Source organism: Hymenobacter perfusus (genome assembly GCF_003944765.1).
GTDB lineage: Bacteria > Bacteroidota > Bacteroidia > Cytophagales > Hymenobacteraceae > Hymenobacter > Hymenobacter perfusus.
This window is the reverse complement of the sequence record NZ_RWIU01000005.1, coordinates 448,588-470,068: the sequence shown is the minus strand read 5'-3', so window position 1 is coordinate 470,068 and position 21,481 is coordinate 448,588. Positions and strand designations below refer to the sequence as shown.

Here is a 21,481-nt window from a genome sequence, read left to right as displayed (position 1 = left end):
CGGTGGTGCCCGGCGAGCGTTCCTGCCCCGGGAGCAACGGCGAAAGCCGCGACCACTGCGCGTCCGTCAACATACTGCGGTCCTTATTCATGCTCAAAGATCGTCCCTAACTGTAAACACTCCCTAGTAAAGGAGAAGCAATTGCTATGAGGAGGGAGTACTTGTTCGTGTTGAAAGTTTTGTACAGTAGGTATGGAATGCCGGCAAAAACGAAAATGAACACGAACCATCCAAACGGATCAGGAATAACCGGACTAACTGCCGTCCAGGTAAAGAGTATTCCGAGTATTGCTGCTAATAGAGTAGTCCAACCGTATTTCATGCTTGCAGGTAATAAGTAGAAGGCAAGTTTAGCCGTCCGTGCCAAACTGACAGCCGCCGCGCCTTTGGCAAACTCCTTGCGCCCTACTGCTGGCCCAACGGCAAATCCCGTGAAAAACCCATTTCGACGAATATTTAACAAGATGGCTGACGATAACAACCTGCCCCAGGACGACAACCTGTCGGTAGATGCCGACCTGACGGCTGGCGAAACGACCGAGGAAACCACTGATGCTCCCGAAACGGCCGAAGCCGCGACGGAAGAGGCAACCGGTTCCAAAACCGAAGCCGAGCTGGCCGATCTGAAGGACAAGTACCTGCGTCTGGCCGCCGAGTTTGAGAACTACAAGCGCCGCACCACCAAGGAGCGCGCCGACCTGTTCAAAACCGCCAACCAGGAGCTGATGGTGGCGTTGCTGCCGGTGCTCGATGACTTCGACCGCGCCCGTCACCACACCAAGGATACCGAAGATGCCGGGGCCGTGCGGGAGAGTGTGGAGATTATCTACAACAAGCTCAGCAAAACCCTCAGCCAGAAAGGCTTGGTGACGATGGACGCCAAAGGTGGCGACTTCGACCCCGAGCTGCACGAGGCCATCACCCAGATTCCGGCCCCGTCGGAAGACCTGAAAGGCAAAATCGTGGACGAGGTGGAGCGCGGCTACTACCTCGGCGACAAGGTAATCCGCCACGCGAAAGTGGTGCTGGGCCAATAGCGTAAACAGAACGTCATGCTGAGCCTGTCGAAGCATCTCTACCGCTTCGGTTTCAGACCAACTCAATACTCCCGGTAGAGATGCTTCCTTCGTCAGCATGACAGACGAAGTAAACACCATAATGGCAACGAAGCGAGATTATTACGAGGTGTTGGGCGTGGCCAAAAACGCGTCGGCGGATGAGCTGAAATCGGCTTACCGCAAAATGGCCATCAAGTACCACCCCGATAAAAACCCCGACGACCCCTCGGCCGAGGACAAGTTCAAGGAAGCCGCCGAGGCCTACGAGGCCCTGTCGGACCCCAACAAGCGTGCCCGCTACGACCAGTACGGCCACCAGGGCATGGGCGGCAACGGCGGGGGCGGCGGCCCCAGCATGGAGGACATCTTCAGTCACTTCGGCGACATTTTCGGCGGGGGCGGCGGCAGCTTCTTCGGTGGCGGCGGCCAGGGCGGCCGGCGCGTGCGCAAGGGCTCCAACCTGCGTATCAAGCTGAAGCTAGACCTGGAAGAGGTAGCCAACGGTGTTGAGAAGAAGATCAAGGTGAAGCGCTACGTGGCCTGCAACACCTGCTCGGGCACCGGCGCCAAAAACGGCACCGACCTCAAAACCTGCGGTACCTGCAACGGCCAGGGCCAAGTGAAGCGCGTGGTGAACACCATGCTCGGCCAGATGGTAAGCGCCTCTACCTGCCCCACCTGCGAAGGCGAAGGCAAAGTAGTAACCAGCAAGTGCGACGTCTGCCACGGCGACGGCCGCCAGCTGCACGAGGAAGTTATTCCCATCAATATCCCGGCCGGCGTGGCCGAGGGCATGCAGCTCAGCATGAATGGCAAGGGTAACTTCCCGGAGCGCGGTGGCGTGCCCGGCGACCTGCTCATTCAGATTGAGGAGGAGCCGCACGAGTCGCTCAAGCGTGATGGTAACAACATCATGTTCGAGCAGTATATCTCATTCGTGGATGCCGCTTTGGGAGCCAGCATTGAGGTGCCGACTATCGAAGGCAAGGTGAAGATTAAGGTTGATCCGGGTACCCAGCCGGGCAAAATCCTGCGCCTGCGCGGTAAGGGCATCAAGGATATCAACGGCTACGGCCGTGGCGACCAGCTGATTCATCTCAGCGTCTGGACGCCCAAGAACGTGACCAACGAGGAGCGGGAGCTGCTGGAAAAACTCCGCGACGCCCGCAACTTCACGCCCAACCCCGGCAAAAACGAGAAAGGCTTCTTCGAGAAAGTGAAGGAGTACTTCCAATAAAGACCACGAATTTTCCGCTGATTCCGCTGATTCCGCTGATTCCGCTGATTTTGTGGACGATTCTCGCCCGCTCTCCTGTACAGGGGAGCGGGCTTTTTTTTGTACCAGTACGAGGGTGTAAAATATTTCTGCGCCTGGGTGTAATGCTGCGGCTTGCTTCCCGATATATCCGGCAAACTTCCTCACCGTATGTCTGCCGCCTCTCCGGATTTTTTGGTTCTGCTGAACGAGCACCAGCCGTTGCTGCGGCGGGTAGCGCGCCTGTACTGCCCCGATGCGGAGGAGCGGCAGGATCTGTACCAGGAAATAGTGCTGCAGCTGTGGCGGGCGTGGCCGCAGTACCGGCCGGGGGCGGCTAAAGTCAGCACCTGGCTGTACCGGGTGGCCCTGAACGTGGCCATAACCGATTTGCGCCGCCGCACCCGTGCCCCCACGCCGGCCCGCTTTGGCGGGGCCGCGCCGCCCGAGCTGCCCGCCCCGCCGCCCGACGGCCCCGACGCCGACGACCTGGCCCAGCTCTACCGCGCCATCGAGCGGCTTTCCCAGGTGGAAAAGGCCTTTGTGCTGCTCTACCTGGAGGAGCGTACCTACGAGGAAATGGCCGACATCCTCGGCATCACCCAGAACAATGTGCGCGTGAAAATGCACCGCGTACAGGACAAACTTCGCCAACTTCTTCCCCTCGTTGCCTGATGGAACTCGATGATTTTCGCCGGCAGTGGCAGGCCCCGCCCGCTCATCCCACTGATTCTTTCACCACCGAACAAACCCTGCGTGCCATGCTTGCTTCCTCCACTTCCACAAATCCTTTATTCCGGCTAAGGAAAAACGCCACTAAAGAGCTGAGTTGGGTTGTAATGGCCTTCATATTGAGCGGATTTAATGCCCTGATCTTCGGCCGACACGAAGTGAATCTGCAACGGTTTGCCGTATGCGTTATGCTGCTGCTGGTTGTAGTGGGCGTGATTGTGTACCGGCGTCTGCAGGTACTCAAGGAAATGGAAACGCAGACCGATAATCTATACAGCTTTCTGAAAACCCGTATTTCCAGATTCCGCCGGCTGATGCGCCTGCACGATTATGTGGGCGTGGTATCCATTAGTATGCTGGTCTTTATCGTACTGGTTGTTCGGTCCGAAGATGTATTGGAGTACCTGAATCCGGCTCAGGCCGCCTGGCAGTGGCATTGGGCTATTGGGCTAGGTGTGAGTGGGGTATTTGTAGCAGTTGTATATGCCAGCTACGCCATGGGTAAAAAGGAGCATCAACGCCGCTATGGCCGCCACCTCGACCAGCTGGAAGCGGCCCTGCGTGAGCTGGAAGCCCCCGAATAACGCCCGTTCAGGTAGCCTTTCCGACAGTTCAGGCTACTAAAATGCCGGTTGGTTGGAATTTCGGCGGCCACTTTATACAGTTCCTGTAATATTACATCAACAACCTACCTGTCTTTCTGCGCTGTGAAAACACCTATCCTCGAAGTCCGCGACGTGCACAAGCAGTACGCCGCCCACACGGCCCTCGATGGCGTGAGCCTCGATATTCCGGAGCACAGCATCTTTGGGCTGCTTGGTCCCAACGGAGCCGGCAAAACCTCCCTGATTCGCATCATTACCCAGATTACGGCCGCTGATGAGGGCGAAATCCGGTTTCGGGGGGAGAAGTTGAATCCCTCGCATATTGCCCAGATTGGGTATCTGCCTGAAGAGCGGGGCCTCTACAAGAAGATGAAAGTAGGGGAGCAGCTGCTGTATCTGGCCCGGTTGCGCGGCCTGGGCCGGGCCGATGCTACGGAACGCATCAAGAGCTGGATTACCCGTTTCGACCTCAAGCCCTGGATAGAAAAGAACGTAGAAGACCTCAGCAAAGGCATGCAGCAAAAGGTGCAGTTCATTGCTACCGTACTGCACGAGCCCAGCCTGATTATTCTGGATGAGCCGTTTTCGGGCTTTGACCCCATTAATGCTAACCTCATCAAGGATGAGATTCTGCGGTTGCGCGACGAAGGCTCTACCATCATTTTTAGTACCCACCGGATGGAGTCGGTAGAGGAAATGTGCGATAATATTGCCCTCATCAACCGCAGCCGTAAGGTGCTTGATGGTCCCGTCCGCACCATCAAAGACCAGTTTAAAACCCAGACTTACGAGGTGGAAGGCAAGGGCCGCCTGATGGTGATGCACCCTGATTTTGAAGTGCTCAAGCACCAGGAACGCGAAAATGGTCATTTCTACGACGTGATAAAGCTGCACGCCGGTGTCACGCCCAATGACTTGCTACGCTACCTTATCAGCAATGTGGAAGTACATGCTTTCCGGGAGTTGATTCCGAGCATCAACGACATTTTCATTCGGCGGGTACGCGAAACCATGCCTGAAAGCCTGGTAGAGCAAAAACCAGAGATAAAAAGCTAAAAAAAAACAGCTTTTTATCTTGCATCTGACAATCCTTACCCTATTATCTCCCCACATCATGGATAAAATCTGGCTTATCATTCAGCGCGAATACCTGACACGGGTGCGCAAGAAAAGCTTCTTTATCATGTCGTTGCTGGCCCCGCTGTTGGTGGCGGCCACCTTTGTTGGCATTGCCAAGTTCTCGGGCTCCTCAGAAACCGACGTGGTAGCTGTGCGCGACGAAAGCGGCCAGCAAATGTTGCAACACCTCACAACAACGGCAACTGAGGATGTACAATTTGTAGCGGCCGATGGCAACACGCTGGCGGAGGCTACTAATCTGTTCAAAAAAGCGAAGGACAAGCAGGATGCACTGCTGTATTTCCCGCCCACTTTCACGCTTGATAAAAGCACTGGTACTCAATTGCTGGCTAATGGTAACGTGAGCCTGAACCGTCAGAGCAAAATCCGTAAAGCCGTAAACCGGGTAGTTGGCGACCTGAAGCTGAGCCGCTCGGGGATCAACCAGACCACCATCGATAACCTGAAGGCCAATGTGGAGCTGGACGCCGTGGACTTAACCCAAGAAGGTGGCCGGAAGAACAACGTTGGTGCCACCACCGGCGCGGCCTATTTCCTCTCCATTCTGGTATACATGTTCATTTTCATCTACGGTGTGCAAGTGATGCGCGGCGTGGCAGAAGAGAAATCGAACCGCATCATGGAGGTGATGATTTCGTCGGTGAAGCCATTCCAGTTGATGCTGGGAAAAATTTTGGGCATTGCGGCCGTGGTACTGACACAGTTTGCGCTGTGGTTGATACTCTCCTGGGGTGTTACCAGCCTGGCTGCTCCGTTGCTGATGAAGTCGGAGGTGAAGTCGCCGCCTGCGGCGGCAGTTGCCGGGATACAGGAGGCCAAGGCATCACGGGACGCCCCAACTGTTCCGAATGCTGATGACGCGGCAGTAGCGCCCGCGCCAACGGCCGTAAGCAGCCCTTGGAATTTCCTTGATGGGCTGCCGATTGGCAGTATTGTCGGGGGCTTCTTGTTCTTTTTCCTGGGTGGTTACCTGCTTTATTCATCTATGTTTGCTGCCATTGGTGCCGCTGTTGACGACCAGACAGATGCTCAGCAGTTTATGTTTCCGGTTACTATTCCGCTCATTTTAAGCTATATCGTCAGTATTAATGTGGTTATCAACGGTGACCCGAACGGCCCGCTGGCTTTCTGGCTCTCAATGATTCCCTTTACTTCCCCCATTGCCATGGTAATGCGCTTGCCTTTTGGGGTGCCGTTGTGGCAGCTGCTACTATCGGGCGCGTTGCTGGTAGGTGGTTTCCTATTCACTACCTGGGTCGCGGCCCGCATTTACCGCGTAGGCATTCTGATGTATGGCAAGAAGGTGACGTACCGGGAATTGTCGAAATGGATGTTTTACAAAGGTTGAATTTTCCCCTCAGATTGCGCTGCAACTGCCCCGGTCCCGCAAGGTGCCGGGGCAGTTTGGTGTCGGCTATTCCTGTATCTTCGGCACTAATATTAGGCCGGGTTTCGGCCGTTACGTTTTACCACTTTTACTGTATATCCCCCATGTTAGCACACATACAACAATGGGCCGCATGGCTGGGAGCTGCCGGCCTGCTACTGGCCGCTACCGGCTGCCAGGATGAGGTAGAAAAGCTCAACGATACCGTGCAGTTCAAGGTGGCTCTGCGCGTAAAAGGCGAAAAGCTTCAGGGCCTCGGGGCCGGCATGGAATACACCACCATCCGCGACACCAACACGGCCAGCCCCAAAACGGAGCCAACCGTGCGCTACACCTACTCGGCAGCCGTGGATACCACCTACCAGTTAGGTGATTATGCACTTTACGACAACTTGGCGGCTACCATCAGCATGAACCAGGTTACGTGTGCGACAATGCCCAAACCCAGCATCGGCAGCTACCTGCGTCTGGATATTCTGGTGAATGGCAAGCTGTACGAAACCAAAATGCTGGGAGGAGCGGCCCTGCCACCCAGCGTCTGTTCACCATACTGGCTGATTCTGATGGGGCCCGCCGCAAGTGGAGATGACTGGGATGACTAACCGCGTACTATCTCTGCTTTTCATCCTGCTGCTAGCCACCGGGCCGTTGCACGCCCAGGACCGGCCGGCCTACCGCCTGTTCACGGCCGCCGGCAAACCCGCCGGCTACGACAAGATGCTGCGGGAGTTGGCCGCCGCCGACGTGGTGTTCTTCGGGGAGCAGCACAACGACCCCATAGCCCACTGGCTGGCGTTGCAGCTTACCAAAGACCTGCTGCGCCTACGCCAGGGACAGTTGGTGCTGGGCCTGGAAATGTTTGAGCGCGACGTGCAGCCCCTCGTGGACCAGTACACCACCGGCGAGCTGGACGACAAAGCCTTCGAAGCCGACAGCCGCCCCTGGCCCAACTACGCCACCGATTACAAGCCGCTGCTGCTACTGGCCCGACAGCAGAAGTTCCGGGTGGTGGGCACCAACGTGCCGCGCCGCTACGCCTCGCAGGTGGCCAAGGGCGGCCTGGAAGCTCTGGAACCCCTGCCCGCCGCCGAAAAGGCATGGCTGGCTCCGCTGCCGCTCACCGTTGATTTCGCGCTGCCCGGCTACCAGAACATGGCTAAGATGTTCGGGGGCGACGCGGCCCACGCGGCCGGCGTACAGAACATCATCCGGGCCCAAGCCCTCAAGGATGCCACCATGGCCTACTTCCTGAACCAGGCTCGCCCCGAAGGCCACCTGCTGCTCCACCTTAACGGTGCCTACCACTCCGATAACCACGATGGGATTCTGGCCTACCTGCGCCAGCAGAGCCCGAAGCTGAAGGTACTTACCCTCAGCACCGTCTCGCAGGCCAGCCTCGACAAGCTGGACAAGGAGCACCAACAGAAAGCCGATTTCGTGCTGGTGGTGCCGGAGGATATGACCAAAACGTATTAGAGCAATTTTCAGGTTGCTATGCAGAGTGTAGAGACGCAACATGTTGCATCTCGTCGTTGCTGATATTGTTCGGCCGGCTCGTTCAATGTAGAGACGCAATATGTTGCGTCTCTACACCCTGTACTCAAAATTTGCTCTGAGTCTGGTTTACGCCAGTTTCCTGTCGCCCAGGCAGGCGTCGTCGTGTAAGGTGATGAGCGTTTCTGCCTCGGGGTAAATGTGGCCGCTGCCGTATTCGCCCACCCATTGGCACACCGAAAACTCCGTGCTCCGGGCGTGGTACTGCTGCTCCCATTCCAGCTGTTGCTGGCCTTGCTCGGCAGTATCATAGGGGAAGGGGTGGGGTGGGCGCATCCAGCCGATGCGCCAGGGTTTCGGGCTCAGACGGGCGCGGTAGCAATCCTGCTTTTCACACAGGTGCATATAGCGGCTGTCGGTGCGCATCGCTGCAAAAACCTCCTGCGCCTCCGGGCTGTCGGGGGCCAGCAACCGGTGCGTGACGATGAGGCGAAACCCCAGGCGGGTACGATACAGCCGGAAGTTCCACTCGGGATGCAGGTGCAGCCAGGCCGCCAGCCGCAGCTGCAACTGGTCGTGCGTATCGGGCGGGGGCAGGGGAGCAGGTGGGGGCGGCGGGTTGAAGAGGTGACGCAGAAAACGGCTGAAACTGAACGGCACTACATTGGGCTGCCGGGGCATTGCCTGCCGCAGGTCGTGGTCGTCCACATCCAGGATCATGAGGCGCGGCGCATTGAGCACCAGGCTGCCGTAGCGGTTACGGGTAACAGCCCCCAACTCCCGGCCCTGGGTGTCATACACGCGCCGGATCAGCTGTTCGCGCAGGGGTACGGAGCCGGTTGGGTACTCGCCTAGTTCGCCATTGCCCAGCAGGCGGGCCTGCCGGGCCTGCAGTAGCGCGTCAGCTGTTTGCCGGGCCGCAGCCGGGCTAAGGTCGCTGCCCGCGTAGGCAGTCAGGTGGTAGACATTGCCCTCGGCATCGTGGCAGTCGAGCGTGGCCCGAGCCCAGTAGGAATAAAGCTGCATGGAAGAAATAAAAAGCCCAATGTAACGTATCGGTCCTACTTTCGGGCCACCAAACCGGCCCCCGCCATTTCAACTTTTCGTATCCATGATTTCCACCCTCGACCTCACCCAACTGCCCGACGCGGCCACCTTACAGCGCCTCTGTATTTCGCTGGCCGCGCTGGATGCCATCAACTCCCCCGACCCGGAGTTCCGCTACTATACCTACAACCCGGAGTGGGACGCGCAGGAGGCTTTGTTTGAGATGAGCGACGGGGAAGGGGACCAGATGCTGGTGCTGTTCCGGCCCGAAGGCTGCTGCATCAACGGCTTTCTTTCGGAGTACGACCAGCCCGAAAAAAAACAAGTAACGCGTGGACTGCCTGAGGCATTCGAGGAGTTCGTCTTCGGCGAGCCAGTTGCCTCAATCGGGACTACGTTCTGTCTCTGGTACACGCCCGCCCACGGCTGGCAGACCGGAGTAGTAGCCAGTAATGAGGAGGATGGCTCTGAGGAACTGCTCTACATTTTCGATAACGACCCTAAAACCTACGCCGATTGGGCCAACGAGTACTACCTCGAGGAAACTGAGCGGGAGCCGCTGACTACCGAAGCCGTAGCCACTATTTACCGGCACGAACCTCTCACGGAAACCGCCGCTTTGGCGCTTAATAACGAACTGACCGATTGGCCACAGCTGGCTGCCGACCTAGTGGCCATCGGGTATCCTCAGGAGCTGAGCGACGCGAAGTAGGAATTATAGAGAGGAGCACACCACCACCACCTGCCTAAAATATGCTTTACCGCGTTGCTCACCCGGCCGATATTCCCGCTTTGGCGGAAGTCCGTTTCGCCGTGCGCGAAAACGTGCTGCGTAACCGCGCCCTCGTGACGGAAGCTGATTACCTGGCCTACCTCACGCAACGCGGCCAAGGCTGGCTGGCCGAGGTTGAGGGCCGCGTGGTGGGCTTCGCCATTGCCGACGCGCAGGACCACAGCATCTGGGCCTTGTTCGTGCATCCCGATTTCGACCGACAGGGAATCGGCAAAGCTTTGCTCCACCTGCTGCTAAGCTGGTACTTCGCCCGGACGGACCACATCATCTGGCTCAGCACCGCACCCAGCACCCGGGCCGAGGAGTTTTACCGCCGCCAGGGCTGGCAGGAAACCGGCCGCACCGGCAGCGGGGAAATCCGGTTCGAACTGACGAAGGAGCGGTGGAAACAGTGAATCTATGGAAACGACTAACTACCTGCTGAAACGGGCCGACGCTGGTGACGCCGATGCTTCGTTCCGCCTGGGGTACCGGCTGGCTTTTGGCCGACATACACCCAAGCCAATTCCCTGGAACACGGTGGTGGCGTACTGGCAGTCCGCTGCGGCTCAAGGGCACGCCAGGGCTATGTTTTATTTGGGTACTTGCTACGACAACGGCCTGGGCGTGCCCAAAGCGCTGGATCAGGCATTTGCGTGCTACAAGCAAGCGGCGGAGGCCGGGGAGTTGGCCGCTGCCTACAATGTGGCGTTGTGCCTGTTGCACGGTGAAGGAACACGACCGGATAGCAAGGCGGCGGTGGACTGGTTCCGGTATGCGGCTGAACGCGGCGACGAATCAGCGCAGCGTGACCTGGGCTATTGTTATATGATGGGAAAGGGAGTGGCCAAAGACCATCAACAAGCCGTGTACTGGTACCGTAAAGCCGCGCAGCAAGGTGACCAAAAAGCCTGTTTCAATCTGGGCCTGTGCTATCTGTCAGGAGAGGGGGTAGGTCCTTCTGCCAGATGGGCGGCCCATTGGCTGCAGAAAGCAGCCAATGCCGGACACCGTGGCGCTAGGGCTGAGCTTCGACAGCTACAAACCAGCCGCTAGTTCATCACATCATCTGACTTTCAGTAATCATGTTGAAAGTGGTGCCCCATAAATCCTTTATGTATAAGCTACTGCTTTTGGCCATTATCTGCAGCTGCATAAGTGCTCAGGCCCAGCCCGCTTTCACGGTCATTCCTCTCGGGGTGAAGGGCGGGTTGGCTGAAGGCAACCTCTCGGCGTATCTGGTGGCGGCGGCCGGCTCAGGGGCCTACGTGTGCCTGGATGCCGGCACCGTGTACGGCGGCGTGGAAAAGGCCGTGGCCGGCAACGCGCTGCCCGGTCCGGCCACCGAAACCATCCGTGCCAGTATCAAGGGCTACCTGATTTCCCACGCCCACCTCGACCACGTAGCCGGCCTGCTGCTGAATGCCCCCGACGATGCCCCTAAACCCATCTACGGCCTGCCCACCTGCCTCGCTACCCTCCAGAACGATTATTTCAACTGGCGGGCCTGGCCCAACTTCGGCCCGGCTGGCAACCCGCCCGCGCTGGGCAAATACCAGCTGCGGGAGATGCGGCCGGGCCGGGAAGTAGCGCTGGACAATACGCCGCTGCAAGTGCAGACCTTCGTGCTAAGCCACGGCCGGCCCTTCCAGAGCGCCGCGTTTCTGGTGCGCCATGGCCGTAGCTACCTGCTCTACCTCGGCGACACCGGGGCCGACGCCGTGGAGCAGACCGACCATCTGCGGCAGCTGTGGCAGGCGGTGGCACCGCTGGTTCGGGCCGGGCAGCTTAAGGCAGTGTTCATGGAAGCTTCTTACCCCAATGCCCAACCCGAAAAGCAATTGTTCGGGCACCTGACGCCGGCCTTGCTGCTGCGGGAACTGACGGTGCTGAGTCAGCTGGCCGGCCCCGGGGCCGTGCGGGGGCTGCCCGTGGTCATTACCCACCTCAAGCCCACTGCCGGCAACGAGGAAACCATCCGCCGGGAACTGGCCGAGGGCAATACGCTGCAACTCCGGCTGATTTTTCCGGAGCAGGGGCAACGGCTGGAATTCTAAAAAGCGTAATCTTGCCAGCACTTTATCTTCTCATTCATCAATTGCTTCCAGTACTATGGTCGACGTATCCATTCAGGGCGACGATGTGCATTTCCACGTCAAAGGCCTGCACAAACTCTGGGCCTTCAAAAGTCAGCTGCAGATTCCGCGCCGCCACATTACCGGGGCCCGGCAGGATGCCGAGGTGCTGAAAGGCTGGTGGAAGGGCTGGCGCATGCCCGGCACCCACATTCCCGGTCTGCTGGCCGCCGGCACGTTTCTGCACGAAGACAAGCGTATTTTCTGGGACGTGCATAACGCCGATAAGGCTATCATCATTGACTTGGAGCACGACGAGTACAACCAGCTCATCATTGAGGTAGAAGATCCGGCCGCCGTGGTGACCCTGCTTAACTAGCCAGCCTGAGCGTACTGCCGGAAATCAAAAAAGCCTCCAACCGCAAGGTTGGGGGCTTTTTTGTGACAAAAAACGGAGCGACTACGACGAGAATGAGGAGCCGCAGCCGCAGGTGCTCTTGGCCTGGGGGTTGTTGAATACAAAGCCCCGGGCGTTGAGGCCATCCTGGAAGTCAACCTCCATGCCCAGCACGTACATGGCGTGTTTCTTATCCATGATGAGCAGTACCCCGTCGAGGTCGAAGGTTTCGTCCTGGTCTTTGGGCTTGTCGAAGCCCAGCAGGTAGCTCATGCCCGAGCAGCCGCCGCCCTGCACGCCAACGCGCAGGCCGTATTCGCCGGGGACGTTTTTCTCAACCAGAATATTCCGCACCTCGTCCAGCGCGCGGGAAGTGAGGCTGATGGGAGCAAGTTTCGTGGAGACGGCCGTTGCCATAGTGAGTTCGTGTTTAGGAAAGTAAGGCGACAAAGATACGAAGCGGTTGGCAGTAGCGGTGCGTTCCTTCGGAAAGGCCCTGCCGTACTACGCCGGGTGTTTGCTGCGTTTGGTCGTACAACAACGGCTTGGGCCCTCCGGTTCACGGCCTATCTTTGCTCCGGTACCACTTCCCGACGGCGTTTCGCCACTTCTTTTTTCTCGCATGGATTCTACCGCCTATATCTTCGAGTTGCTCAAAATAATTCTGCCGGCCCTGATTGTGGCGGGGGCTATCTACTACCTGTTTCAGCAGTTTCTGGAGCGGGAGCAGCAGCGCCGCCTCATTGAAATGCGCCTGGAAGCCAGCAAAACCACGCTGCCGCTGCGTCTGCAGGCCCTGGAGCGCGTGACGCTGTTGCTGGAGCGCATCAGCCCCAGCAACCTGCTGGTACGCGTGAGCAGCGCCGGCCTGCCCGCCGCCGATTACCACCGCCTGCTGCTCCAGGAAATCCGGGCCGAGGTGGAGCACAACCTAAGCCAGCAGCTCTACATGCAGCCCGACACCTGGGCCGCCGTGAAACAGGCGCAGGAATCAGTAGTGAACCTGGTGAGCACTCAGTTCCGCAGCCTGCCCAACCCCCAGGAAGCCCGCGGCCCCGAACTGGCCCGTCGCGTGCTGGAAACCCTCATGCAGGACAACCAGCCCGACCCCGTAGAAGCCGCTCTGCTGGCCGTGAAGCGCGAGGCGGTGGCCATGTTCTAGAGGAAGGTCAAGTAGTAAAAAAGCCTGTCATCCTGAGCGGAGCGAAGGACCTTATTATCACTGAACGAGTCATCTACACGATAGTCGTCCAGTAGTAACAAGGTCCTTCGCTCCGCTCAGGATGACAGGCTTCTTCTCTTTACCTCCTAGGCCGTTGCCAACGAGGCCACAATGGCGCGCTGATAGCAGGCTTCGTAGTGGGGCACGATGATTTCCACGGCGAAGGTTTCGGCGTGGGCGCGGGCGGCGGCTTTGAAGCGAGGCAGGTTTTCTTCTTCCAGCACGAACAGGGCGTTTTTCACCATGTCGGGCACGTCGCCGATTTCGCTGGTCATGCCGGTGAGGCCGTGTTCGTTCAGCTCCGGAATGCCGCCGGCGTTGGTGCTGATAACGGGCACCTCGCAGGCCATAGCCTCCAGGGCAGCTAAACCAAAGCTCTCCTTTTCGGAAGGCATTAGGAACAGGTCGGCAATGCTGAGGACTTCCTCCACGGCTTCCAGCTTACCCAGAAAGCGGATATCGTCGCAGTAGCCGATTTCGCGGCAGAGCTTTTCGATGCGTGGCCGGTCGGGGCCGTCACCGACCAGTAGCAGCTTGGCCGGAATCTGCTTGCGTACCCCGGCGAAGATCTGTACCACGTCTTCCACCCGTTTTACCGAGCGGAAGTTGCTGGTGTGTACCAGCAGCTTTTCGCCGTTGGGGGCAATGGCGGCCTTGAAATGGGCCTTATCCTGTTTCTGAAAGCGCACGAGGTTGATGAAGTTCGGAATCACCTCAATGTCCTTCTCAATGGCGAAGTACTCGTAGGTTTCCTTGCGCAGATCCGCCGAAACAGCCGTTACGCCGTCCGACTGGTTGATGCTGAACGTAACCACCGGCTCGTAGCTGGCATCCTTGCCCACCAAGGTAATATCGGTGCCGTGCAGGGTGGTGACGACCGGAATGCGGATGCCGCGGGTGAGCAGAATCTGCTTGGCCATGTAGGCCGCCGAGGCGTGCGGAATTGCGTAGTGAACATGCAGCACGTCAAGCTTCTCGTTCTGCACAATGTCTACCATCTTGGAGGCCAGGGCCAGCTCGTAGGGCGGGAACTGGAACAGCGGGTAGGGCGGAATGTACACCTCGTGGTAAAACAGATTCTCGTTAAAGAAATCGAGGCGCACCGGCTGGCTGTAGGTGATGAAATGCACGCGGTGGCCGCGTTGGGCCAGGGCTTTGCCCAACTCGGTGGCCACCACGCCGGAGCCGCCGAAAGTAGGGTAACAGACAATGCCGATGTTCATGAGAGCAGTAGCTTGGGCTGAGGTGTCATTCGGCGGAGCAAACGGACCCGAGAGAAGATGAGAGGAGGGAAGCAGGAGGCCTTCAGGTGAGAAGGACAACAAAATCGGCGGCAAGTCGCTCCGAGGAACGCCCTACCGCCGATTGCGGAATCAAAGAAACGGAAAAGCCGGACAACAGGTCATGTCTTTTGCAGCGACTTGCGGATATGGCCGCTTGTCAGCAGTATTTGTCCGGTGTAAAGCCGCGAATGGGTAGTTTTGTTTTATGACTTCATTTGTATTCGTCAACCAGCAAACTATCAGAATGATACCCGTGCTTAGATGCTTTTTGATGGTAGTCGGATTGTTGGGCGTACAGTCTATTGCTCAGGCGCAGCAGGGATGGTTCGATGTTGATGTAGCCCGCGAAATGCGTATCGAAACTTGTGCGACGTGTGCCCCACCTAATTATGACATAGAGACATATCGGCGCAATGGTGCCGCGTTTCATTCTGTGCTTGTAGCGTATTTTGATACAACCGCTTCATGGGTGAACGGCCGAATCGTGGACAGCATTACACACAAACCGATTTCCGGTGCGGTTATTCAACTTCGATTCGGCGACTTTCAGCCTGAATCATGCGATGTAAAAATGGCCGCTACTGATGACAAAGGCTTTTTTCGCATAGGCTGGGTCGGAAGTGTAGGGCCGTATAAATCGGCTAACAGGCAACTAACAATTCAGGCTGAAAACTATAAGTCTGTAGTAACTGACCAAGTAAAGATTGGTGCTCTCACGTATCTCCACATTGACTTGCCCCCACAGCAGAAGCGCTAGGTCTTTTGCAGCGACTTGTAGATAACGTCGTGGATGCGGGTGCGGATGTTGTACTGGCGCAGCTTGTTATTGCCGGCGTCGGGGTACACGCGGTTAGAAAGAAAGATGTAGAGGATTTTGTTTTCCGGGTCCATCCACACGCAGGTACCCGTGAAGCCGGTGTGGCCAAAAGTGCTGGCTGGGGAGAGGTTGCTGGTGGGACCTTCAGGCTTGGTCGGGTCGCCCCGGTCCCAGCCCAGGCCGCGCCGGTTGCCGGCTTCGGTATTGCGGGCAAACTCCGTGACTACCGGCGTCTGGAAGTAGCGCTGCCCGCCGTAGCGGCCATTCTGCAGGTTCATCTGCATGAGTACGGCCAGGTCGTTGGCATTCGAGAACAGGCCCGCATGGCCGCCCACGCCGCCAATCATGGCTGCCGTCTGGTCGTGTACGGTGCCCTGGAGCTGGGTGCGGCGGAAATAGGTGTCATTCTCCGTTGGCGCAATGCACGACTTGGGGAATTTGCTGAGCGGGTTGTAGGTCATCGTGCCCAGCCCCAACGGCTGGAAGAAGTTCTTCTGCAGAAACTCGTCGATGGGCTGCTTCAGCACTTTTTCAGCCACTCGCTTCAGAATCATAAAGCTCAGATCTGAATATTCCACCGGGTACTTGCCCTTTACCTTGGGCAGCAGGCCGGAGCGCTGCACCCAGGTCCAGACGGAATCCTCGGAGGTGCGCAGGCTGAACAAATCGGGCGTTACCTCGCGGGAGAAATCAGCCGATTCGGTGCTGGCGTAGAAGGTGGGTTTGGGGCCGGCTTTGGTGATGGTCTTCTCCCAGGTCGGGATGCCGGGTTTGAGGCCTGCCTGGTGCATGAGCACCTCGCGCACCGTCATGTCTTTCTTATTCGTGCCTTTCAGCTCGGGCAGGTAGGCCGATACCTTATCATCGAGGTTGAGCTTGCCCTGGTCCTTGAGGTACATGATGGCCTGCAGCGTACCAGCTACTTTGGTCACCGAGGCCAGGTCGTAGAGGGTGGTATTGTTGACGGGTTGTTGCTTGTCGTAGGTGGCGTAGCCGTAGCTTTTATCGAACACCACCATGCCGTCCTTGGCTACCAGCACCTGGCAGCCGGGGGCGGCGGCGTAGGCCACAGCTTCCAGCGCCACGTTGTCAATCTGCGCCAGAATGCGCGAATCCAGGCCGGCTTCTTCCGGTGTACCGTAGCGCAGGCGCTTGAAGTCGGGCGTGGGCAGACCGGTACCAGCTTTCAGGTTTTCGGATACTGTAACGGGCAAACGGCCTTTGGCCGGCAACGCCCCGAATAGCACCTGCGGCACCACCAGCTGGGCCGGGTAATTGTCCTCGTAGCCGCATACCAGGTTGCGGTTTTCTTCCAGATATTTCAGCGAATAGGCATTGCCGAAAGCCACTACCACCGTCTTGATTCTGGGATTGGCGCGCAGCTCCTTCAGGAATTTCAAGGTGCCCTCCCCAATGCCGTAGCTGTGGGTGGGCGTGTTGTTCATGTTGTGCAGGCTCACCACCACCACATTGTAAGGCGCAAGCCGGCCGCCGATGCGGGCAAACGTGGAATCGGGGGCGTAGCGGTTGGGTACGCTGAACACTGGCCCGTTCTGGTACTTGCCCATAATTTCCTTGTAGGTAGCCGCATCGGAACCGATGGTCACGGCGGCAATGCGCAAGGTATCGAGGCGGTGAAAGGGGAGGATATCGTCCTCGTTTTTGACCACCGTGGTGGCGTGCTCATAGATTTCCTGCTGCACCATGCGGCTCAGAGGCCGGTTCAGGTTCTGCATCAGGTTGGGCACATCGATGGGGCGGTACTTGTTGAGGCCGGACCAGAACTTGGCCCGCAGAATCTTGCGCACCCGCTGGTCCACATCGGCTTGGTCGATGGTGCCGGCGGCAATGGCCTCCTTGATTTTCACCAGGGCCGTTGGCACATCCTCCGAGAACAGCAGCACGTCGTTGCCGGCGGCCAGGGCCAGCGCGTCCAGCTCCCCTGCCTTGTACAGGCTCGAAACGCTCTTCATGTTCAGGGCATCGGTAAACACGAGGCCCCGGTAGTTCATCTTTTCCTTCAGCAGCCCGGTCACCAGGTTCTTGGAAACCGTGGCCGACAGGGTGCGCACCGTATCAAACAGCGGCATATACAAGTGACCCACCATCACGCCCATCACGCCTTCCTCAATCGACTTCTGGAAAGGGTAGAGGTCCACGTTGGTGAGGCGGCCCATGTCGGAGTTGATAACCGGCAGGGCTACGTGCGAGTCCACGTCGGTGTCGCCGTGGCCGGGGAAGTGCTTCACCACGGCCATCACGCCGTGGTCCTGCAAACCCCGAATGTAGCGGATGCCCCGGGTGGCCACCTGCTCCTTGTTCTCGCCGAACGAGCGGTTGCCGATAACCGGATTATCGGGGTTGGAATTCACGTCGAGCACCGGCGAAAAGCTCACGTGCACGCCCAGGGTTTTCAGCTTGAGCGCAATTTCCCGGCCCATCTGGTACACGTACTGGTCGTCGTCCATGGCACCCAGGGTCATGCCCTTGGCGAAGTGCATGCTGGAATCGAGGCGCATGTCCAGGCCCCACTCGGCATCCATGGCAATGAGCAGGGGTACCTTGGCGGCGGCCTGGTAGCGGTTGGTCAGGAGCCCCTGGCGGCGGGGGCCACCCTGCAGAAACATCAGCCCGCCAATGCCCTGGTTGCGCACCAGGCCCTCAATGGCCTGGGCGTGGCGCTTGTCCTTGTTGGAATAGGCGGCCACCATAAAGAGCTGGCCCAGGCGCTGATCGGGAGTAAGGGAGCTGAATACGCTGTCCACCCAGTTCTGCTCGGCCGCCGACATCGGGCGGGCCCCATCTTCACGCGGTGCCGAGGAAGAAACGAGCAGGCCTGCAAAGGCTAGTACTAACAGGAAGATGCCAATCCGAAAGTCTTTGAGCATCGGCTCCGGTGGTTCGTGCTGAGGGGTGATTGAGAAACAGAAGACGAGCCGAAAAGCTCTACTTTTGCCCCTCCAAAAAGGGTGCCGGGTAGGCTGGTCAGCCGGGTTAGGGGCCGCTGTTGATGGCCTTTGAATCCCTGCCTTCCTCACCTTCCAACGCAGGAACCAGAGAATATGTCTCTCCTGGTACACACAAAAGTTGGCCGCAAACTTACGGATAAATTCCCGAGCCCGGTTGTTATCAGGCCGATAGCTCGCCGGAACCTGCTGTTGGCTACCTTTATTTTTCTTCCGTTTCTAGCTCGTTTATGGCCGATATCATTCAACTTCTTCCTGAATACCTGGCTAACCAGATTGCCGCCGGCGAGGTGGTGCAGCGGCCGGCCTCGGCCGTAAAGGAGCTGCTGGAAAATGCCGTGGATGCCGGGGCTACCCAGGTGCAGCTCATCGTGAAAGACGCCGGCAAACAGCTGGTGCAGGTGGTGGATAACGGCCAGGGCATGAGTCCCACCGATGCCCGGATGAGCCTGGAACGCCACGCCACCAGCAAGATCCGCACCACCGAGGACCTGTTCCGCATTCGTACTCTGGGTTTCCGGGGCGAGGCACTGGCTTCCATTGCGGCGGTGGCTCAGGTAGAGCTGCGCACCAAGCAGCCTGATCAGGACACCGGCACTCTGCTGCTCGTAGAAGGTTCCCAGATTACCAGCCAGCAGCCCGTGGCCTGCCCCGATGGTACCAGCATCAGCGTGAAAAACCTGTTCTTTAACGTGCCGGCCCGTCGTAACTTCCTCAAGAGCAACGCGGTGGAAATGCGACACATTCTGGATGAGTTTCAGCACGTGGCGCTGGCCAACCCGCAAATCGGCTTCTCGCTGTTCCAGAATGATCTGGAGGTGTTCAATCTGCCGGCTGGTAAGCTGAGCCAGCGCATTGTGGCTTTGCTGGGCAACGGCTACAAGGAGCAGCTGGCCCAGGTGGAAGAGGTAACCCCGTTTCTGGCCGTGCGGGGCTTCATCGGTAAGCCGGAATCGGCCAGGAAAAGCCGGGGCGACCAGTTTTTCTTCGTCAATAACCGCTTTATCCGTTCGGCCTACCTCAACCACGCGGTGCTGACGGCCTACGAGGGCCTGCTGCCCAAAGACACGCACCCGTTCTACGTACTGTTTCTGGAGCTGGACCCCAAGTCCATCGACATCAACGTACACCCGACCAAAACCGAAATCAAGTTCGAGGATGAGAAAACGGTGTACGCCATTGTGCGGGCCGCTGCCAAGCAAAGCCTGGGCCTGCACAACATGGCTCCCTCGCTGGATTTCGATGGCAACGTGAACTTCGCCCCCATTCAGCCGCTGCGGCTGTCGGGCAACGAGAAGAACCCGTTCGATGACAGCTACCAACCCGATGCGCTGGCCTCGGCGGCCCGGGCCGCTGCCAGCAACCCTGGCCGCCCGGCCAGTCAGGATGCCTACGAGCGGCAACTGCCGCCCCGGCCCACTGAGCAGGCCAAGCGCGAGCTGGAAGCTTTTTACAAGAGCCTGAGCCAGATTAGCGTACCCGATGTGGAGCACGAAGCCACCGCCGTTGGCGTACCCGTGCCCACCGCGCCCGACCTGCTCACGCCGGAACTGCCCGTTGCCGGGTTACTGCCCGACGAAGACCTGCCCGCCGGCCTCGATCTGCTGGCTGGGCAACCCACTTCCGGCCCCGCGCCGGAATTTCAGCCGCTGGTGCTGCCGGGTACGGCGGCTACTGCCTCGCCGGAGCTGCCCTTGCGGGAGTCGAGCACCGGGCCGGGCAATAAGGTGCTGCAGCTGCATCAGCAGTTTCTATTAGTGCCGGTGAAGTCGGGGATGATGCTCATTGACCAGGTGGCGGCCCGGGAGCGGATTCTGTTCGAGCAGTACGCCCAGAACCTGGAGCGCGAGGTAAGTGCCTCCCAGACGCTGCTGTTCCCGCGCACCATTACGTTCACCCCGCAGGATTTCGCCATTCTGCGGGAGGTGGAGGAGCCGTTGCGGGCGTTGGGGTTTCGGTTCACCGATTTTGGAAAAAATACCATTGCCGTGGAAGGAATTCCGGCCGATGTACCGGCCCGCGACGAAAAAGAGCTTCTGGAAGGCCTCATTGAGCAGTTTCGTAACTCCGCCGGCTCCCTGAAGCTGGACCGCCGCGAGCAAATGGCCCGGGTCCTGGCTCGTCGGGTAGCCACTAGCGCCGCCGGTACCCGCCTTTCGGAGCGCGAAATGACGGCCATTGTAGACAAGCTGTTTGCCTGCTCCGTGCCCAACTACGCCCCCGACGGCCGCCGCACCATCGTGATGCTGGAGCTGGGCCAGCTCCAGGAGCTGTTCCGAAAGTAAGTAGCAGACTGATGAGCCGGCCCGTATAGCCGGCGGTGGAATCGGTTCACCAGTCCGGCCGTATCTGCGTAGTTTCAACCCGTAAACCTTGCTCTTTTCGCTTGCCCTATGTTCCAGCTTACCCCCATGGTTCGCAATCTGCTCATCGCCAACGTGGTGGTGTTTCTGGCGAGCAAGTACCTGTTACCGCTTGATTTTCTGGCGCTGTATCCGGTAGGTTCCCCCGCGTTTGGCCTGTGGCAGGTAGTGACGTACATGTTTATGCACGCCAACGGAGCACACATCTTCTCCAACATGATTGGCCTGGTGTCGTTGGGGCCGCTGCTGGAGCAGCGCTGGGGTGCCAAACGGTTCCTGACGTTCTGGCTGATTTGCGGAGTGGGGGCGGGTGCGCTCTACGACGGGCTGCGCACCTACGAGGTGCACCGCATGGGCCAGCAACTGGAAGCCTTCCGCGCCGCCCCGACGGATCTGAACCTGCTGGATTTCGTGGAAACGAACATTCCGGAGTTAGTGGATACATATAAGTCCTCGGCCTACGAGCTGCATAAAAACCCGGGCAACACGTACGTAATCCAGCAAAGCCTGGCGCAGTTCGATAGCCTCTACCAGGGCAGCCTGAATGGGCCGATGGTGGGGGCCTCGGGGGCATTGTTCGGGATTATGCTGGCCTTTGCCTGGCTGTTTCCGAACACTGAGCTAGTGGTGTTTCCGATACCGATTCCCATTAAGGCCAAGTACTTCGTGGTGCTCTATGGGCTCTACGAATTCGCTTTTGGCATTCACCGCGTGCCCGGCGACAATGTGGCGCACTTTGCCCACCTGGGCGGAATGCTCGTTGGTTTCCTGGTGTTGCTGGTATGGCAGCGCAACCGAAAACGCCTGTACTAGGTTGTCAGGTGTGGGCCGGGTGACGCCGCTTGCACGAAAATTGTGGACATTCCTT

22 protein-coding genes are annotated in these 21,481 nt (G+C 58.5%); 17 read left to right on the top strand and 5 right to left on the bottom strand.

The window, feature by feature from the left end:
- Nucleotides 1-106: 106 nt before the first annotated feature.
- The gene (locus EI293_RS16655) at nt 107-463 is read right to left on the bottom strand and encodes a hypothetical protein (protein ID WP_125439666.1); all 357 of its coding nucleotides are present in this window, start codon (nt 461-463) and stop codon (nt 107-109) included.
- 1 nt (nt 464) lies between these two features.
- Between EI293_RS16655 and EI293_RS16650 the strand changes: the two genes are divergently transcribed.
- The 8 genes from EI293_RS16650 (at nt 465) to EI293_RS16615 (ending at nt 7,653) form a co-directional block, all read left to right on the top strand.
- Complete coding sequence (locus EI293_RS16650) at nt 465-1,037, top strand: nucleotide exchange factor GrpE (RefSeq protein ID WP_125439665.1); 573 nt, start codon at nt 465-467, stop codon at nt 1,035-1,037.
- 121 nt (nt 1,038-1,158) lie between these two features.
- A complete protein-coding gene (dnaJ, locus tag EI293_RS16645) occupies nt 1,159-2,295 on the top strand; it encodes a molecular chaperone DnaJ (RefSeq protein ID WP_125439685.1) in 1,137 nt (378 codons plus the stop codon).
- Between the two features lie 189 nt (nt 2,296-2,484).
- The gene (locus EI293_RS16640; RefSeq protein WP_125439664.1) at nt 2,485-2,988 is read left to right on the top strand and encodes an RNA polymerase sigma factor; all 504 of its coding nucleotides are present in this window, start codon (nt 2,485-2,487) and stop codon (nt 2,986-2,988) included.
- Complete coding sequence (locus tag EI293_RS16635) at nt 2,988-3,629, top strand: hypothetical protein (RefSeq protein WP_125439663.1); 642 nt, start codon at nt 2,988-2,990, stop codon at nt 3,627-3,629. The genes EI293_RS16640 and EI293_RS16635 overlap by 1 nt, the downstream gene beginning before the upstream one ends.
- Before the next feature lie 123 nt (nt 3,630-3,752).
- On the top strand, nt 3,753-4,706 hold the full coding sequence (locus EI293_RS16630) for an ABC transporter ATP-binding protein (protein WP_125439662.1): 954 nt from the start codon (nt 3,753-3,755) through the stop codon (nt 4,704-4,706).
- Nucleotides 4,707-4,764: 58 nt separating this feature from the next.
- Nucleotides 4,765-6,138, top strand: a complete 1,374-nt coding sequence (locus tag EI293_RS16625; protein ID WP_125439661.1) for an ABC transporter permease — start codon at nt 4,765-4,767, stop codon at nt 6,136-6,138.
- A 143-nt stretch (nt 6,139-6,281) separates the two neighbouring features.
- Nucleotides 6,282-6,779 carry a hypothetical protein gene (locus tag EI293_RS16620; protein ID WP_125439660.1) on the top strand — a complete coding sequence of 166 codons (498 nt, stop codon included), beginning with the start codon at nt 6,282-6,284 and terminating at the stop codon, nt 6,777-6,779.
- Nucleotides 6,772-7,653, top strand: a complete 882-nt coding sequence (locus EI293_RS16615; protein WP_125439659.1) for a ChaN family lipoprotein — start codon at nt 6,772-6,774, stop codon at nt 7,651-7,653. The genes EI293_RS16620 and EI293_RS16615 overlap by 8 nt, the downstream gene beginning before the upstream one ends.
- Before the next feature lie 147 nt (nt 7,654-7,800).
- Here EI293_RS16615 and EI293_RS16610 read toward each other — a convergent pair whose 3' ends face one another.
- The gene (locus EI293_RS16610; RefSeq protein ID WP_125439658.1) at nt 7,801-8,697 is read right to left on the bottom strand and encodes a hypothetical protein; all 897 of its coding nucleotides are present in this window, start codon (nt 8,695-8,697) and stop codon (nt 7,801-7,803) included.
- A gap of 85 nt (nt 8,698-8,782) precedes the next feature.
- On the opposite strand from EI293_RS16610, the gene EI293_RS16605 reads away from it, so the two are divergent.
- The 5 genes from EI293_RS16605 to EI293_RS16585 are packed head-to-tail and all read left to right on the top strand — an operon-like array spanning nt 8,783 to nt 11,944.
- Complete coding sequence (locus EI293_RS16605; protein WP_125439657.1) at nt 8,783-9,430, top strand: hypothetical protein; 648 nt, start codon at nt 8,783-8,785, stop codon at nt 9,428-9,430.
- Nucleotides 9,431-9,471: 41 nt separating this feature from the next.
- The gene (locus EI293_RS16600) at nt 9,472-9,906 is read left to right on the top strand and encodes a GNAT family N-acetyltransferase (protein WP_125439656.1); all 435 of its coding nucleotides are present in this window, start codon (nt 9,472-9,474) and stop codon (nt 9,904-9,906) included.
- 4 nt (nt 9,907-9,910) lie between these two features.
- Nucleotides 9,911-10,546, top strand: a complete 636-nt coding sequence (locus EI293_RS16595; protein ID WP_125439655.1) for a tetratricopeptide repeat protein — start codon at nt 9,911-9,913, stop codon at nt 10,544-10,546.
- A gap of 59 nt (nt 10,547-10,605) precedes the next feature.
- Nucleotides 10,606-11,547 carry an MBL fold metallo-hydrolase gene (locus EI293_RS16590; RefSeq protein WP_125439654.1) on the top strand — a complete coding sequence of 314 codons (942 nt, stop codon included), beginning with the start codon at nt 10,606-10,608 and terminating at the stop codon, nt 11,545-11,547.
- Nucleotides 11,548-11,602: 55 nt separating this feature from the next.
- Nucleotides 11,603-11,944 carry a hypothetical protein gene (locus EI293_RS16585; protein ID WP_125439653.1) on the top strand — a complete coding sequence of 114 codons (342 nt, stop codon included), beginning with the start codon at nt 11,603-11,605 and terminating at the stop codon, nt 11,942-11,944.
- An 81-nt stretch (nt 11,945-12,025) separates the two neighbouring features.
- Here the strand turns inward: EI293_RS16585 and EI293_RS16580 are convergent, their stop codons facing one another.
- A complete protein-coding gene (locus tag EI293_RS16580; protein WP_044001160.1) occupies nt 12,026-12,379 on the bottom strand; it encodes a HesB/IscA family protein in 354 nt (117 codons plus the stop codon).
- Nucleotides 12,380-12,584: 205 nt separating this feature from the next.
- Between EI293_RS16580 and EI293_RS16575 the strand changes: the two genes are divergently transcribed.
- On the top strand, nt 12,585-13,124 hold the full coding sequence (locus EI293_RS16575) for a DUF7935 family protein (protein WP_125439652.1): 540 nt from the start codon (nt 12,585-12,587) through the stop codon (nt 13,122-13,124).
- A gap of 146 nt (nt 13,125-13,270) precedes the next feature.
- On the opposite strand, the gene bshA is transcribed toward EI293_RS16575, so the two are convergent.
- Nucleotides 13,271-14,407, bottom strand: coding sequence for an N-acetyl-alpha-D-glucosaminyl L-malate synthase BshA (gene bshA, locus EI293_RS16570; RefSeq protein ID WP_125439651.1), 1,137 nt, complete (start codon nt 14,405-14,407; stop codon nt 13,271-13,273).
- 265 nt (nt 14,408-14,672) lie between these two features.
- On the opposite strand from bshA, the gene EI293_RS16565 reads away from it, so the two are divergent.
- Nucleotides 14,673-15,224 (top strand): peptidase associated/transthyretin-like domain-containing protein, encoded by a 552-nt coding sequence (locus EI293_RS16565; protein WP_125439650.1) that lies wholly within the window; start codon nt 14,673-14,675, stop codon nt 15,222-15,224.
- Here EI293_RS16565 and EI293_RS16560 read toward each other — a convergent pair.
- Nucleotides 15,221-18,172, bottom strand: a complete 2,952-nt coding sequence (locus tag EI293_RS16560; protein WP_125439649.1) for a glycoside hydrolase family 3 N-terminal domain-containing protein — start codon at nt 18,170-18,172, stop codon at nt 15,221-15,223. The two genes, EI293_RS16565 and EI293_RS16560, sit on opposite strands and share 4 nt — an antisense overlap.
- Before the next feature lie 308 nt (nt 18,173-18,480).
- Here EI293_RS16560 and mutL point away from each other — a divergent pair, with 308 nt between their 5' ends.
- Both mutL and EI293_RS16550 read left to right on the top strand, forming a co-directional pair.
- Nucleotides 18,481-20,535, top strand: coding sequence for a DNA mismatch repair endonuclease MutL (gene mutL / locus EI293_RS16555; protein WP_125439648.1), 2,055 nt, complete (start codon nt 18,481-18,483; stop codon nt 20,533-20,535).
- Between the two features lie 108 nt (nt 20,536-20,643).
- On the top strand, nt 20,644-21,426 hold the full coding sequence (locus EI293_RS16550; protein WP_125439647.1) for a rhomboid family intramembrane serine protease: 783 nt from the start codon (nt 20,644-20,646) through the stop codon (nt 21,424-21,426).
- The last annotated feature ends 55 nt before the right edge of the window (nt 21,427-21,481 follow it).